This window comes from Pseudomonas sp. OV226 (genome assembly GCF_003148705.1).
Classification (GTDB): Bacteria; Pseudomonadota; Gammaproteobacteria; order Pseudomonadales; family Pseudomonadaceae; genus Aquipseudomonas.
Window position 1 is genome coordinate 71292 of sequence record NZ_QGGS01000021.1, and the last position, 14315, is coordinate 85606.

12 protein-coding genes and 1 tRNA gene are annotated in these 14315 nt (G+C 58.6%); 9 read left to right on the forward strand and 4 right to left on the reverse strand.

The genetic code is table 11. The annotated features are described in order from the left end of the window. Positions 1–31: 31 nt before the first annotated feature. Positions 32–1102 carry an AI-2E family transporter gene (locus C7534_RS25355; RefSeq protein WP_046029516.1) on the forward strand — a complete coding sequence of 357 codons (1071 nt, stop codon included), beginning with the start codon at positions 32–34 and terminating at the stop codon, positions 1100–1102. 133 nt (positions 1103–1235) lie between these two features. On the opposite strand, the gene C7534_RS25360 is transcribed toward C7534_RS25355, so the two are convergent. Beyond that, on the reverse strand, positions 1236–1709 hold the full coding sequence (locus tag C7534_RS25360) for a peroxiredoxin (protein WP_046029517.1): 474 nt from the start codon (positions 1707–1709) through the stop codon (positions 1236–1238). A gap of 10 nt (positions 1710–1719) precedes the next feature. Then, positions 1720–2280, reverse strand: a complete 561-nt coding sequence (locus tag C7534_RS25365; RefSeq protein WP_027925530.1) for a glycine cleavage system protein R — start codon at positions 2278–2280, stop codon at positions 1720–1722. 328 nt (positions 2281–2608) lie between these two features. Between C7534_RS25365 and dapA the strand changes: the two genes are divergently transcribed. The 8 genes from dapA to C7534_RS25420 all read left to right on the forward strand — a co-directional run bounded on the left by dapA (position 2609) and on the right by C7534_RS25420 (position 11612). Next, positions 2609–3487, forward strand: a complete 879-nt coding sequence (dapA, locus tag C7534_RS25375; RefSeq protein WP_007979774.1) for a 4-hydroxy-tetrahydrodipicolinate synthase — start codon at positions 2609–2611, stop codon at positions 3485–3487. Between the two features lie 17 nt (positions 3488–3504). Further along, complete coding sequence (gene bamC, locus C7534_RS25380; protein WP_077430729.1) at positions 3505–4620, forward strand: outer membrane protein assembly factor BamC; 1116 nt, start codon at positions 3505–3507, stop codon at positions 4618–4620. 4 nt (positions 4621–4624) lie between these two features. Continuing rightward, on the forward strand, positions 4625–5383 hold the full coding sequence (locus tag C7534_RS25385) for an MBL fold metallo-hydrolase (RefSeq protein ID WP_077430728.1): 759 nt from the start codon (positions 4625–4627) through the stop codon (positions 5381–5383). 28 nt (positions 5384–5411) lie between these two features. Then, positions 5412–6125, forward strand: a complete 714-nt coding sequence (gene purC / locus C7534_RS25390) for a phosphoribosylaminoimidazolesuccinocarboxamide synthase (protein WP_007944067.1) — start codon at positions 5412–5414, stop codon at positions 6123–6125. Between the two features lie 84 nt (positions 6126–6209). Further along, a tRNA-Ser gene (locus C7534_RS25395) sits at positions 6210–6299 on the forward strand. Positions 6300–7044: 745 nt separating this feature from the next. After that, positions 7045–9264 (forward strand): EAL domain-containing protein, encoded by a 2220-nt coding sequence (locus C7534_RS25405; RefSeq protein WP_109787402.1) that lies wholly within the window; start codon positions 7045–7047, stop codon positions 9262–9264. Positions 9265–9309: 45 nt separating this feature from the next. Continuing rightward, positions 9310–10899 (forward strand): methyl-accepting chemotaxis protein, encoded by a 1590-nt coding sequence (locus C7534_RS25410; protein WP_109787403.1) that lies wholly within the window; start codon positions 9310–9312, stop codon positions 10897–10899. Positions 10900–11279: 380 nt separating this feature from the next. Further along, on the forward strand, positions 11280–11612 hold the full coding sequence (locus C7534_RS25420) for a hypothetical protein (protein WP_046029554.1): 333 nt from the start codon (positions 11280–11282) through the stop codon (positions 11610–11612). Between the two features lie 21 nt (positions 11613–11633). Here C7534_RS25420 and C7534_RS25425 read toward each other — a convergent pair whose 3' ends face one another. Further along, on the reverse strand, positions 11634–12233 hold the full coding sequence (locus C7534_RS25425; RefSeq protein WP_109787420.1) for a cupin domain-containing protein: 600 nt from the start codon (positions 12231–12233) through the stop codon (positions 11634–11636). 66 nt (positions 12234–12299) lie between these two features. Further along, positions 12300–14261, reverse strand: coding sequence for an oxidoreductase (locus C7534_RS25430; protein WP_109787404.1), 1962 nt, complete (start codon positions 14259–14261; stop codon positions 12300–12302). Between the last annotated feature and the right edge of the window lie 54 nt (positions 14262–14315).

Genomic DNA, 14315 nt, shown 5'->3' on the forward strand with positions numbered 1-14315 from the left:
AACCGGCTGCGTTCGTTTCTAAGGAATATCGATGTTCAAGGTGTTACGCGACTGGATTCAGCGCTATTTTTCCGATGAAGAAGCCGTGGTGCTGGCCGTGCTGCTGGTTCTGGCATTCACGGCTGTCCTCACCTTGGGTGGCATGCTCGCGCCGGTGCTCGCCGGGATGGTGCTGTCGTATCTCATGCAAGGTCTGGTGGTCACCCTCGAACGTCTGCGTATACCCGGCGCCGTGGCGGTGGGGCTGGTCTTTGCGCTGTTCATGGGGGTGTTGCTGGTTTTCATTGTTGTCGTCGTGCCGCTGCTCTGGCATCAACTGATCACGCTGTTCAACGAGTTGCCCGGCATGCTCGTCAAGTGGCAGTCGCTGTTATTGCTGCTACCCGAGCGCTATCCGCATCTGGTGTCCGATGAGCAGGTGTTGCGGGCCATTGAAGTGGCGCGCGGCGAAATCGGCAAATTCGGCCAGTGGGCGCTGACGTTCTCTCTGTCGAGTTTGCCGCTGCTGGTCAACATCATGATCTACCTCGTCCTGGTGCCGATCCTGGTGTTCTTCTTCTTGAAGGACCGGGAGATGATCGGCCAGTGGGTGCGGGGCTACCTGCCCCGTGAACGGGCGCTGATCACCCGCGTCGCTCACGAAATGAACCGGCAAATCGCCAATTACATTCGCGGCAAGGTCATCGAGATTTTCATTTGCGGGGGCGTGACCTACATCGGTTTTGTGGTTCTTGGGCTGAACTACGCAGCGCTGTTGGCCTTGTTGGTGGGCGTGTCGGTGGTGGTGCCGTACGTCGGTGCCGTGGTGGTGACTGTGCCGGTCATGCTGATTGCCCTGTTCCAGTGGGGCTGGAGTGATCAGTTCATCTACTTGATGGCGGTCTACGGGATTATCCAGACGCTGGACGGCAACGTGCTGGTGCCGTTGCTGTTTTCGGAAGCGGTCAACCTGCACCCGGTTGCAATCATTTGTGCGGTGCTGTTGTTTGGTGGGTTGTGGGGGTTTTGGGGGGTGTTCTTCGCGATTCCGCTGGCGACGCTGTTCAAAGCCGTGCTGGATGCGTGGCCACGCAAAGAGCCGGAAGTCGCGCCGCTGCTTTAATTCTTTAGTGAGGCTGATGGCCTCTTCGCGAGCCGGCTCGCTCCCACATTAGATCGCGTCAGTCAAAACAACTCGGCCAACTAATGTAGGAGTGAGCCTGCTCGCGATAGCGTCGGAACAGGCGCCAGATGAATCAGGCCTTGTTCAGCGCTTGAGCAGCAGCCAGCACGGCATCCACATGCCCCGGCACCTTTACGCCGCGCCATTCCTGACGCAGCACGCCGTCCTTGTCGATCAGGAACGTGCTGCGATCAACGCCCATGTACTCCTTGCCATAAAGCTTTTTCAGTTTGATCACGTCAAACAGTTGGCAAAGCGCTTCTTCCTTGTCGCTGATCAGCTCGAAGGTGAACGCCTGCTTGGCCTTGAAGTTTTCATGGGATTTGAGGCTGTCACGCGACACACCGAACACTTCGGTGTTGGCCGTTTTGAACGCTTCAAGCTGATCGCGAAAGCCCTGGCCTTCAGTGGTGCAACCCGGCGTGCTGTCCTTCGGATAGAAGTAAATCACCACCTGCTTGCCTTTCAGGCCCGCGAGGCTGACGGTCTGCCCATTGGTGGCGGGTGCTTCGAAGTCGGCAACCGGTTGGTCGATGGCAACGGCCATGAAAGCTTCCTTACATTGGGTTTTGTGGGCGCCACGGCTCGATCAGGGCATCCAGGTTCAGCGCGTCGGCGAAATCCAGGAACTGATCGCGCAACCAGCTGATCTGCACGCCGGCCGGCAAGGTTACGGTAAACGTGGCGTTGAGCATGGTGCCACCGGTTTGCGGTGCCTGGTACGTGTCACAGGTCAGGTTTTCCAGCTCGACGTTGTGGTCCATGAAGAATTGGCACAGCTCGTTAATGATGTCCGAGCGATAGGCCGAGCTGACATAAGCCACGTAAGGCAAGGCCTGAGGACGGTTCTCCAGGGCAGCGCTGCGCACCACGTTGACGGTGAACGCATGCTTTTTGGAGAGGCTCGGCAAACTGCCTTCCAGGCGCGCCAGGGCGTCCCAGCTACCGGAGATCTCGAGGATCAACGCACTGCACTCGCCATGACGGGTCAGGCGGGACGTGACTACGGCGCAGCGGTTTTCATGGCTGGCGCGGCACAGGACGTTAGTCAGCTCCATGGGGTTGGCGCCGAGGGCACTGATGACAAGGAATTGTTCGCGAACTGTGGGGGTGGACATGCAGCATTCCTAAAGCGATGAGCGGTCGATACGTCCAAGAGGGTTTTTACCGGGAACGAGCCTGCGAATGCGAATTCAAAAGGCCCGGGCCCAAGGTTGCAATATGCTCCAGTGTGGCAGGAGCGCGGGGCGGCAACGCTGGATCGGGGCTTGTGATGTCGTAACTGGAGGCTGGAATCTGGCGTACGACCTTAGTCAGTACCGATCAAAGTCTGAAGGGTAGCGAAAAGCAACGCCAAGGGGAATGGCGGCAGCGCAGTACTTTGCTTGTGCAAGCATCTTGGCGCCAGTACCATTACGGCTCTCTTTTTCCGGCAGGAGCGGTTTCATGATTGCGGGCAGTATGGTGGCACTGGTCACACCCATGGATGCACAAGGGCGTCTTGACTGGGACAGCCTCAGCAAACTCGTGGACTTCCACCTTGAAAACGGCACTCATGCCATTGTCGCGGTCGGTACGACCGGCGAGTCGGCAACCCTTGATGTCGATGAACACATCGCTGTCATCAAGGCAGTGGTCAAGCAGGTCAACGGTCGCATTCCGGTTATCGCCGGCACCGGCGCCAATTCGACCCGCGAAGCCGTCGAACTGACCCGCAATGCCAAAGAAGCCGGCGCCGACGCCTGCCTGCTGGTCGTTCCGTACTACAACAAGCCGACCCAGGAAGGCTTGTACCTGCACTTCAAGCACATCGCTGAAGCGGTCGACATTCCACAGATCCTCTATAACGTTCCAGGCCGCACCTCCTGCGACATGCAGGCCGAGACCGTGATTCGCCTGTCTACCGTGCCGAATATCATTGGTATCAAGGAAGCCACCGGCGACCTGAAGCGTGCCAAGGCAATCCTTGATGGCGTGAGCAAGGACTTCATCGTGCTGTCCGGCGATGATCCGACTGCTGTCGAGCTGATCCTGATGGGCGGCAAGGGCAACATCTCCGTCACCGCCAACGTCGCACCGCGCGAAATGGCCGACCTGTGCGAGGCCGCGCTCAAGGGCGACGCCGAAACCGCACGGGCTATCAACGAAAAATTGATGCCGCTGCACAAGGACCTGTTCATTGAAGCCAACCCGATTCCGGTGAAGTGGGCTTTGGTGGAGATGGGCCTGATGCACGAAGGCATTCGCCTGCCGCTGACCTGGCTGAGCGCACCTTGTCATGAAACGCTTCGCACGGCCCTGCGCCAGTGCAGCGTCCTGGTTTAATTGAGGAAGTACAACGCATGAAGCGAATGGCCGGACTTTCCGCACTTGCCTTGATTATCTCCAGCACCAGTGGCTGTGGATGGGTCTGGGGCCCGGAAGGTTATTTCCGTGACCGTGGTAGCGATTACCTGGAAGCGCAACAGACTGCACCAATGCAATTGCCACCGAATATCACCGACGCCAAACGCTTGGATCCGCTGCTGCCGATCCCGCGTAACGTGGCCGATGACACCGTCAAGGGCGAATACATTGTTCCTCGTCCGCAGCCGTTGTCGGCCTCTGTCGAAGCCAGTGCCTACACCTTGCAGAAAACCGGCGATTCGCGCTCTATCCTGGCGCAGAACCCGCCGGCTGAAGTCTGGCCAGTGGCAGTGCAGTTCTTCCAGGACAACGGTTTCCGTCTGGATGAACAGCGTCCACAAACCGGCGAATTTACTACCACCTGGCAACATTCCGACGAACTGTCCGCCGCGATGGCCAAGCGTCTGAGCGCAGCCGGTGTCAGCACCGAAAGCCAAACCCGCGTGCGGGTGCGTATCGAGCCGGGCGTGCAGCGCAACACCAGTGAAGTCTATGTGGTCAGCGCCGAGCGTCCTGCCGGCAGCACGGCCGACGTGGACTTCACCAACCGTTCGGTCAACACCGGCCTGGACGCGGCGCTGGTCGACGACATGCTCGCCAGCATGAGCCGCATCTCGGAGAAGGGCGGTTCGGTCTCGATGCTGGCTTCGCGTGATTTCGATACACCGAGTCGCGTCAGCCTGAGCGAAGACGGCAGCGGTAACCCGGTGCTGAACGTCGGCAAAGACCTGGATCGTGCCTGGTCGAGCGTCGGTCGTGCGCTGGAACAGGGCGAATGGCGTGTTGAAGACATCAACCGCAGCCTGGGCCTGTACTACATCAACCTGTCCGAGAAAGCCGATAAGAAAGACGAGAAGCCCGGCTTCTTCAGCAGCCTGTTCGGCAGCGCGCCGAGCAAGGAAGAAGTTGAAGCCCGTGCCGAGCGTTATCAGGTTCGCCTGAGCAAGGTCGGTGAAAACGTCCAGGTCACCGTCGAGAAAAACATCAACACCGTGGCGCCGGCAGACGTGGCGCGTAAAGTGTTGAGTGAGATTCAGGACAAACTGGGCTGATCACATGCGTTTTGCCGTTCTCGGCAGCGGTAGCCAAGGGAACGGCACGCTGGTAGCCAGCGATGACACGTACGTGCTGGTGGATTGTGGTTTTTCCTTGAGAGAAACCGAAAAACGCCTGCTGCGCCTGGGTGTGAATCCGGCGCAGTTGAGCGCGATACTCGTGACCCACGAACATGCCGACCACGTGCATGGCGTGGGTTTGCTGTCTCGGCGCTACAATCTGCCTGTCTACCTCAGTCGCGGGACCCTGCGCGGGATGCGCAAACCAATTGAACCGGCGGGCCTTCTGGCTGGCGGCGAGCAACTGCAGATCGGCGCACTGAGCATCGGCGTCATTGCCGTGGCCCACGATGCACAGGAACCGACGCAGTACGTCTTCAGCGACGGTGAGCGGCGCTTCGGCCTGTTGACCGACCTGGGTTCGTATTGCAACAAGGTGCTGGACGGCTATCGTGACCTCGATGCGTTGATGATCGAGTCCAACCATTGCCGTGACATGCTGGCTCGCGGTCACTACCCGTACTTTCTCAAGCAGCGGGTGGGCGGTGAACTGGGACATTTGAACAACCACCAGGCGGCATTCCTGGTGTCTGAGTTGGGCTGGCAAGGCCTGCAACACCTGGTCCTGGCCCATCTGAGCAGCAAGAACAACCTGCCGCAGCTGGCCCGGCAATGTTTTGTCGACACCCTCGGGTGCGACCCGGACTGGCTGCAACTGGCCGATCAAGATTCAGGGCTCGACTGGCGACACATCGCCTAGCCCACCTACTTAGCAAGCGGAGCCCATCATGGAAAAACGTGAAGAACTCTACCGCGGCAAAGCCAAATCGGTTTACAAGACCGACGACGCTAACCGCTTGATCCTGCTGTTTCGCAACGACACCTCGGCGTTCGACGGCAAGCGCATCGAGCAGCTCGACCGCAAAGGCATGGTGAACAACAAGTTCAACGCCTTCATCATGCAGAAACTCGAAGCCGCCGGCGTGCCGACCCAGTTCGACAAACTGCTGGGCGACAACGAATGCCTGGTGAAAAAACTCGATATGATCCCGGTCGAGTGCGTCGTGCGTAACTACGCCGCCGGCAGCCTGGTCAAGCGCCTGGGCGTCGAAGAGGGCATGAAGCTCAACCCTTACACTTTCGAACTGTTCCTGAAGGACGACGCCAAGGGCGACCCGTTCATCAACGAATCCCACGTTGTGGCTTTCGGTTGGGGCACCGCCGAGCAACTGGTTCGCATGAAAGAACTGTCGCTCAAGGTCAACGAAGTCCTGAGCAAACTGTTCGACGACGCCGGCCTGCTGCTGGTCGACTTCAAACTCGAATTCGGCGTATTCCACGACGGCTCCATCGTCCTGGGCGACGAATTCAGCCCGGACGGCTGCCGCCTGTGGGACAAGGCCACCGGCAAGAAAATGGACAAGGACCGCTTCCGTCAGGGCCTCGGTGACGTCATCGAAGCCTACGAAGAAGTCGCCAATCGTCTGGGCGTACCGCTTTAATCGACGCAAGCATCTGATAGCACGGAAAAAAATCGCAAAAGGGGGTTCGCTTCCGGCGAAAGTGTTGTTATGATGCGCGCCGTTGGAGAGATGCCAGAGTGGCCGAATGGGACGGATTCGAAATCCGTTGTACCTTCACCGGTACCTAGGGTTCGAATCCCTATCTCTCCGCCATTACATATACGAAAAAGCCCTGATTATTCAGGGCTTTTTCGTTTCTGTGTTTCTGAAAAAATCCCGGCCCCTACTTTTTTGGACCAGCATGGCTTTGTGCTTTCGCGGACTCCCCTCCCGGCTCCCTGAATGGAATGAAGAGTGATGAGTTTCACAGGGTAAATAGAGAATCCAAAGCAACGGCTACAACATTGATTTTAGTCAATAAAATGACAAGAACAGTGCTGTAAACAGCACATCAACCTTATGGGGATGATGTGTTATGTACGAGTCCAACCAGACAGCCAGAGTTATCTGCAATGATCGTGAACTAGCCGATCAATTGCGCCCTCTCTTGGTTCAGATAGCGCCAGATTGCGAGGTGCTGAGCGCGCCGGGTAATTGCACTGCCGCGCCGTTTTGCCGCTGGCTCGGTGAAGGGCAATTGGGACCAACCGGGCGGATACAGTCCGCTTTGCTCGAAGCTACAGAGGTTTTAGAGCAGACAAGACATGCCTTCAAATCTCGCGAACTGGGGTTGCTACGACGACGATTGCAGGCATTGCTAGATAAATTGTCAGACAGCCCAGAATGATGTAAATATGCCATTAGTAGGTTCCGCCCAAGGCGGGGGCCGGCTTTGCCGAGCAGGACAATGGGCCTGGAAGACGAAGCGCCGTGACAACCAGTTCTGGTCAAGAACTGGTTGTCACGGCGTTTTTTTTTGTCAGTAAAAAGTCATCCGTACAAACACCGGGGAGTGAGAATGAAGGTGACACAAGATCTGACGGAGTTGCTCAGGCGCATCCGTCTCGATCACGAGGAGATCGTCGAGCGTTTCCGCTTTCTCGACTGGAGTGCCGAAGATGGCGAACGTCTCGGCGCAGCAGCCCCGCATATGGCCTCGGCTCAGCAGGCTTTCGTTGATCATTTGTACGGTCACTTGGCGAAATTTCCTACTCCGTCTGTGCTGCTTCGCGCACCGGACGTCACCGCCCGACTGAAGCACAGCCAGGTCGAGTATTACCAGTGTTTGTGGGGCGGGCCTTACGATGACGAGTACGTCAACGGCCGTCTGCGCATCGGTGTGATCCACCAGCAGGTCGGCCTGGAGTTGAAGTGGTATCTGGGCGCCTATCGTCTATACCTCAACGACATGCTTGCAAGTGTGTTCGGCGACTGCCAAAACACCACGCTCTATTCAAGTCTGTTGAAAGCGGTTTTTTTCGACATGACTCTGGCCATCGACACTTACAGTGCGGCCCAGCACAAGGCTCTGGAGGACAGTGAGGCTCGCTTCGCCCGAGCGCTACGCGGTGCCAACGACGGTATCTGGGATTGGCATGTCGATCTGGATCGACTGTATGTTTCCGAACGCTGGGCCAACATGCTCGGCCTCAGCCGCGACAGCGTCGGCGAGAGTAGCGCCAGTTGGTTCGGTCGTGTGCATCCGGACGACTTGCCGGATTTTCGCCAAGCCATCGATGCCCATTTACAGGGGCAGACTTCCTTTGTTCACCATGAGTACCGCATCCGCCAAAACAACGGTGGCTATATTTGGGTACTGGTGCGTGGGGTCGCCGAAGCGACGACGCCGGGCCAACTGCGCATGGCCGGTTCACAGACCGATATCAGTGCAAAAAAGGATGTCGAGCAGCGCCTTAAACATGCCGCCCACCATGACCCGCTGACCGGCTTGGCCAACCGAACGCGCCTTGATGAGCAAATGCAGAAAACCTTCATGAAACAGCGCAAGGGAGGTGTCCAGGAGGCGCTGCTGTTCATCGACCTCGACCGCTTCAAGTTGATCAACGATAGCCTTGGCCACAACGTCGGTGATCGAGTGCTGGTAGAAGTGGCACAGCGCTTGAGAGACTCTCTGCGCCCCAGTGATCAGCTATTCCGCTTCGGTGGAGATGAATTCATCGTATTGCTTCATGAACTCACTTGCGGCCGCGACGCCGAGCAAATATCCCAGCGCATTCTCGACAACCTGCATCAACCGCTGCACATGGACGGTAGGACCCTGGTGGTCAGTGCCAGCATCGGGATCGCGCCATTACATGATAACGGCAAGGCGCTGGATGTCCTCCAGGCCGCCGACCTGGCCCTCTACAGAGCCAAGTCTGCCGGCAAGGCGCGGTTCGCCCACTACAGCGAGGCGTTGCAAGACACCGCACAGCACCATCTGGAGTTGGAGTCCGCTCTGGGCCAGGCGCTGAAACACAATGAATTCGAACTGCACTACCAGCCGATCTATCGTCTTGATCAAGGGGCACCCCTCGTGTCAGGGGTCGAAGCGCTGTTGCGGTGGCGCCATGGCGAACGCTTGATCTCACCACTGGAGTTCATCCCGGCGCTGGAGGAGTCGGGGGAAATCATCCCCGTCGGCGAATGGGTATTGCGCCAAGCCTGTCAGCAGACCCGCCTCTGGCAACTGGCCGGTCATGAAAGCCTGCGTTGTTCGGTCAACATCTCCAGCCTCCAATTGCAACAAGTCGACTTCATCCTCCGGCTAATCGACATCTTGCAAGAAAGCGGCCTGCCACCCGCCAGCCTGATCCTGGAGATTACTGAAAGCCAACTGATGCACGACGACGAGGACACATTGGCCTGTCTGAACGAATTGGCCAGCCTTGGCGTGTTGTTGGCGCTGGACGATTTTGGCACCGGTTACTCCTCGCTTGGCTATCTCACGCGCTTTCCGCTGCACATCCTCAAGCTGGATAAAAGCTTCATCGGCGGCATCCCGTACGACCACAAAAAGAGCTCGATCAGCCAGGCGATCATCGGCCTCGGCTGTAGCCTGGGCCTGGAAGTGGTGGCTGAGGGCATCGAGAGCCCGGCACAACTCGACTTTGTGATCAGTGAAGGCTGCCACTACGGCCAAGGCTACTGGTTCAGCCGAGCACGACCGGCTGCGCAGATGCAACGGTTATTCAGCGGCGAAGACAGTTTCGAGGGGCTTGGGTGCCCGTTGCAGTAAGTACAGCAGGCACCCAGCGGTATCCATCAGCTAAGGAGGCAAATAATGAAAATCAATCTTCCGGTCAGTGGTCGTGCTGTCGAGTTCAGCGTCGATGCGAACATTATTTCAACAACCAATCCCAAGGGCGCCCTCACATACGTCAATCCGGATTTCATCAACATCAGCGGTTTCAGTGAGGCCGAGTTGGTCGGCGTCAATCACAACATCGTGCGTCATCCGGATATGCCGCCAGAAGCCTTCGCACACCTGTGGCAGACCCTCAAGGCCGGACGCTCGTGGATGGGCCTTGTAAAAAATCGTTGTAAAAACGGTGACCACTACTGGGTCAACGCCTACGTCACGCCGATGCAGCGCAATGGTGAAATAGTAGAGTACCAGTCGGTTCGAACGCTCCCGCCGAAAGCACTGGTAGTCGCCGCCGAACATCTCTATGCACAGTTGCGCAACGGTAAAAAAATACGCTACCTGACGCCGTCACGACTGTCTGTCGGCATGCGCGTAGCACTCGCCGGCACTGGGCTGAACCTACTCGGTTTTACCGTCCTTGGCATGGTCGGTGCCCTCGCCTGGAACATGGTGGTTATCGCTGCGCCACTACTCAGTTTGTTGCTCGCAGGCATGCTGCGCTACAGCCTGCGCCCCTTGGACGCCCTTGCCAGAAAAGCTAAAAATATCGCCGATAACCCACTAAGCCAAATGCTCTACAGCGGCCGCAGCGACCAATTTGGACAGATCGATTTCACCCTGAAAATGCTTGAAGCCGAGACGCTGGCAGTCGTCGGCCGCATTGCCGACTCGGCCCGTCAGCTGAACAAAGAAGCCGAAGAGCTCGTCGCCGCAGTGGACAACAACAACTGCGCGACCCTACAGCAGCAAGGGGAAACTGCTCAGGTGTCCAGCGCCATAACCCAGATGGCCAGCAGTGTGCAGGAAGTGGCGCGCAACGCTCAGCTCACCGCCAGCGCCGCGAGTTTGGCCAATCAAGAAACCGACCGAGGTCGACAACTGGTCGAGCAAACCCGCCAGCACATCGACAGCCTCGCCAGCGAGGTGCAACAGAGCGGCGCAGTGATTTATCAACTGGAACAACATAGCCAGGAAATCAACCGTGTAGTCGAGGTCATCCAAAGCATCGCCGAACAGACAAACCTGCTCGCCCTCAACGCCGCTATCGAGGCCGCTCGCGCCGGCGAGGCTGGGCGTGGTTTCGCCGTGGTCGCCGACGAGGTGCGCGGGCTGGCTACGCGCACCCAGCAATCCACCGCAGAAATCCAGGGAACCATCAATACCTTACGGCGTTCCACGGGGGATGCGGTGGTCGCGATGCAGCGTAGCCACAGCAAGGCCGAAACCAGTGTTGAACAGGCACTGTTTGCCGCCCGGGCGCTGGATGGGATCACCCAACGAGTCGGTGAAATAAGCGACATGAGTGTGCAAATAGCCACCGCCGTGGAGGAGCAGAGCGCGGTAGGTGACAGTATCCAGTGCAACCTGAAAAGTATCAGTCAAGCCACCCAAAGTAACGTGCTTGCCAGTAGCCAGAGCCACACGACTGCTGCCCATGTCGCCAAACTGGCCGAGCGCCTTCAACTGCTGGCGGCGCAATTCTGGGGACGTTCACGCAATGAATGACGAGTTCGAGTTGGCTGAAAAGCTCCCACCGCCAAGACTGACAGGGCTAGATAACCAAGTATTGAAGTTTTCCCGTCACTGGTATTTGAGTGGTGTCTATCTGCGCTGTACGTCCTGTGGCAGCGGGCAAAAAGCCAGTGAAGCCAACTTGCCATTCCCCCATGAGAGCAGTTGTCTTCGCGCGGACCCCCAGCACTACCCGTGGCATGATCTTGCCCGCATCCTGCATTGGGTACCGAGCGAAGATGTCGTTTATATCTAGGGCTAACCCGGGACGTTCCAGATCGTGAGGCGCATGCCTGACGACAACAGAAACAAGACACCTCCACGTCATTAGCTATCATGCACACAGAGCAAATCACCGGATAGCGGGGGAGTGCATGAACAAATGGCAACGGTTTTGGTTGGGAGTGAAGCTGGCTGCAGCCGTAGCGGCCTGTGCGGCTGCTGGTTTCCAGGCTTTTTACTACATGCTGGACAGCCCTGACGCCACGGGAATACATCCGTTGAGCATTCTGGTGACCGGGCTGATCTTCGGCTTCATCATTTTTGGATTCCTTTCACTGATTGAAAGGACGGTGAAGCGTTTAGTGGCCCGTTTTGTCCCTGCCAAGCCCGCGCCTCAAGCGGAGCATGAGAACGATGTGGCGCTGACTGAGGAACAAACGTTGATACTGCCCGCTGGTGATTCAACCCAGCAGAAACAACGGTGAGAGGGTGTTATTCAGCCCCTCTCAAAACGTCGGCGGCGTCACCACCCAAATCACCACCGCATCCACATCTCCAGGGTTCCCATACCGATGCGGTTCCTGGCTGGAAAAGCTGAAACTATCGCCTTCACCCAGCAAAAAGTGCCGCTCCCCGACCCACAACTCAAAACTCCCCGACAGCAAATACCCCGCTTCTTCCCCTTCATGGCTATAACTCTGCTGGCTATAAGTCCCAGGGGGAAACCGCGAATGCAGCATTTCCAATTGTCGATTCGGCTGTGGTGTCAGCAGGTGATCAACGATGCCGTCTTCGTAATGCACGCTCATCCGGGAGTTTTTACGCACCACGATGCCGTCATCCTCCGGCGCCGTTTGCGTTTCGCTGGCAAAGAACCATTGAATGGTCACGCCCAGACTCCGGGCGATGTTGAACAGGGCCGGAATGGAAGGGTAGGCGAGGTTGCGTTCGAGCTGGCTGATGTACCCCGCCGTCAATTCGCTCATCTGCGCCAATTCGGCCAGGGTCATGCCCCGGCGTTTACGCAACCCACGAATTCGCGTGCCGAGGAAGTGCGGCTCAGCGCTGGCGCTGTCCGGTGTGGACGCGCCGGTGGCAGGCTGCATCTTGCTGCTGTTGCTCATGGCGTGCTCCAAACCGGGATCTGTCAAAACCCCGGAGTATAAACAGCCTTAAAGCTCCCAGGCGACTTTCAAACCTTCGTAAATGGCTTCTTCGGCGGTACGCGGGGCGAGGCAGTCGCCGATGCGTCGAAACTCCACCAGGCCTTGCAGTTCTGCGCCGAGGGTGTCGACCGGTTGATGGCCCTGGCAGAGCACCAGGGTGTCGATGTTTTCGAAGATCATCGGTTCGCCGCTGGCGGTGTGTTGCAGGTAGACGGTGTTGTCGTCGCAGCCATACAGGCGGGCGTAGGGGGTGATCGGGATGCCAAGTTTGTGCAGTTCGCCGGCCAGTTGATCGCGCACGTACAGCGGCAGGTTTTCCCCGCAATGGGTGCCGTTGACCGCCAGTTGCACTTGATGCCCGGCGCGTACCAAGCGTTCGGCGATGCCGGGGCCGATCCAGTCGCAGCGCCAGTCGACCACCACCACGGAGCGGCCGATTGGCACTTCCTCGCGCAGCACTTGCCAGGCGTCGACCACCTGCAATTCGCCGCCGCGCTCGAACGCGGGCCAGTACGGCTCGGCGCCGGTGGCGACGATCACTACGTCCGGCCGTTCGCGTTCCACCAGAGCGCGGTCGACGCGGGTGTTGCGCACGATGCGCACGCCGGCCAGTTCCATTTCACGTTGCAGGTTGGTGCTGGCGCCGCCGAATTCGCTGCGCCGGGGCAGCAGTTGCGCGAGCAATACCTGGCCGCCGAGTTGCGAACTGGCTTCGTAAAGGGTCACGTCATGTCCGCGCTGAGCGGCCACGGCAGCGGCTTTCATCCCGGCTGGGCCGCCGCCGGCGATCATGATGCGTTTACGTTGCCCCGTCATTTGCCGTTGGCCGAAAATCAGCTCGCGCCCGGTTTCCGGGTGCTGGATGCAGGAGATCGGCAAGCCTTTGTGGAAGTGACCGATGCACGCCTGATTGCAGGCGATGCAGGCGCGCACATCTTCGAGGTGGCCGGTGTCGGTCTTGTTGGGCATTTGCGGGTCGCAGATCAGGGCGCGGGTCATGCCGCAAACGTCGGCCTGACCGCGGGACAGAATCAACTCGGCCTCCTGCGGCTGGTTGATGCGCCCGGTCACGAACAGCGGAATCGACAGGCCGGCCTTGAACGTTCCGGCTTCCTTCGCCAGATACGCGGCCTCGATCGCCATCGGCGGCACGATATGCACCGCGCCCCCCAAGGATGCCGAGGTGCCCGCGACGATGTGCACGTAATCCAAACTCGGTTGCAGCAATTGCACGGCCGACAAGGACTCGTCTTCAGTCAGCCCCTCGGGATCGCGCTCATCGGCGGAGATGCGCAGACCGATAATGAAGTGTTCATCGGTGCTGGCGCGCACGGCGGCAATCACTTCGCGCAAAAAGCGCAGGCGCTGCTCCAGGTCGCCGTTGTAGCCATCGGTGCGACGGTTGACCCGCGGGTTGATGAACTGCGCCGGCAGGTAACCATGGCTGGCGACCACTTCCACTCCGTCGATCCCGGCCTGATGCAAACGCCGGGCGGCGGCGGCATAACCGGCGACAATCTCGTCGATCATCGCCTGATCCAGCGCACGCGGCATCACCCGGAATCGTTCGTTAGGCACCGCCGAAGCCGAGTAGGCGACCGCCAGCAGACCATCGCTAGACTCCATGATTTCCCGACCCGGATGGAAGATCTGCGACAGCACCACGGTGCCATGTGCATGGCAACGCTCAGCGATTTTGCGATATCCCTCGATGCAGGCATCGTCAGTGGCCATCAGCACGTGCGAGGTGTACCGCGCACTGTCATGCACCCCGGCCACTTGCAACACGATCAGCCCGACACCGCCTTCGGCTCGCGCCTGGTGATAGGCGATCAGTTGCTCATTGACCAGGTTGTCGGTGGGCATCGAGGTGTCGTGACCGCTGGACATGATGCGGTTTTTCAGGCGTTTGCCCCGCAACTGCAAGGGTTCGAACAGGTGTGCAAAAGCGGCGGAAGAGGACGGCATGGTGCGGTTACTCCAGGCTGGCTGAAGCCGAAAGGCCGGGTTTTCGGCGTTGTT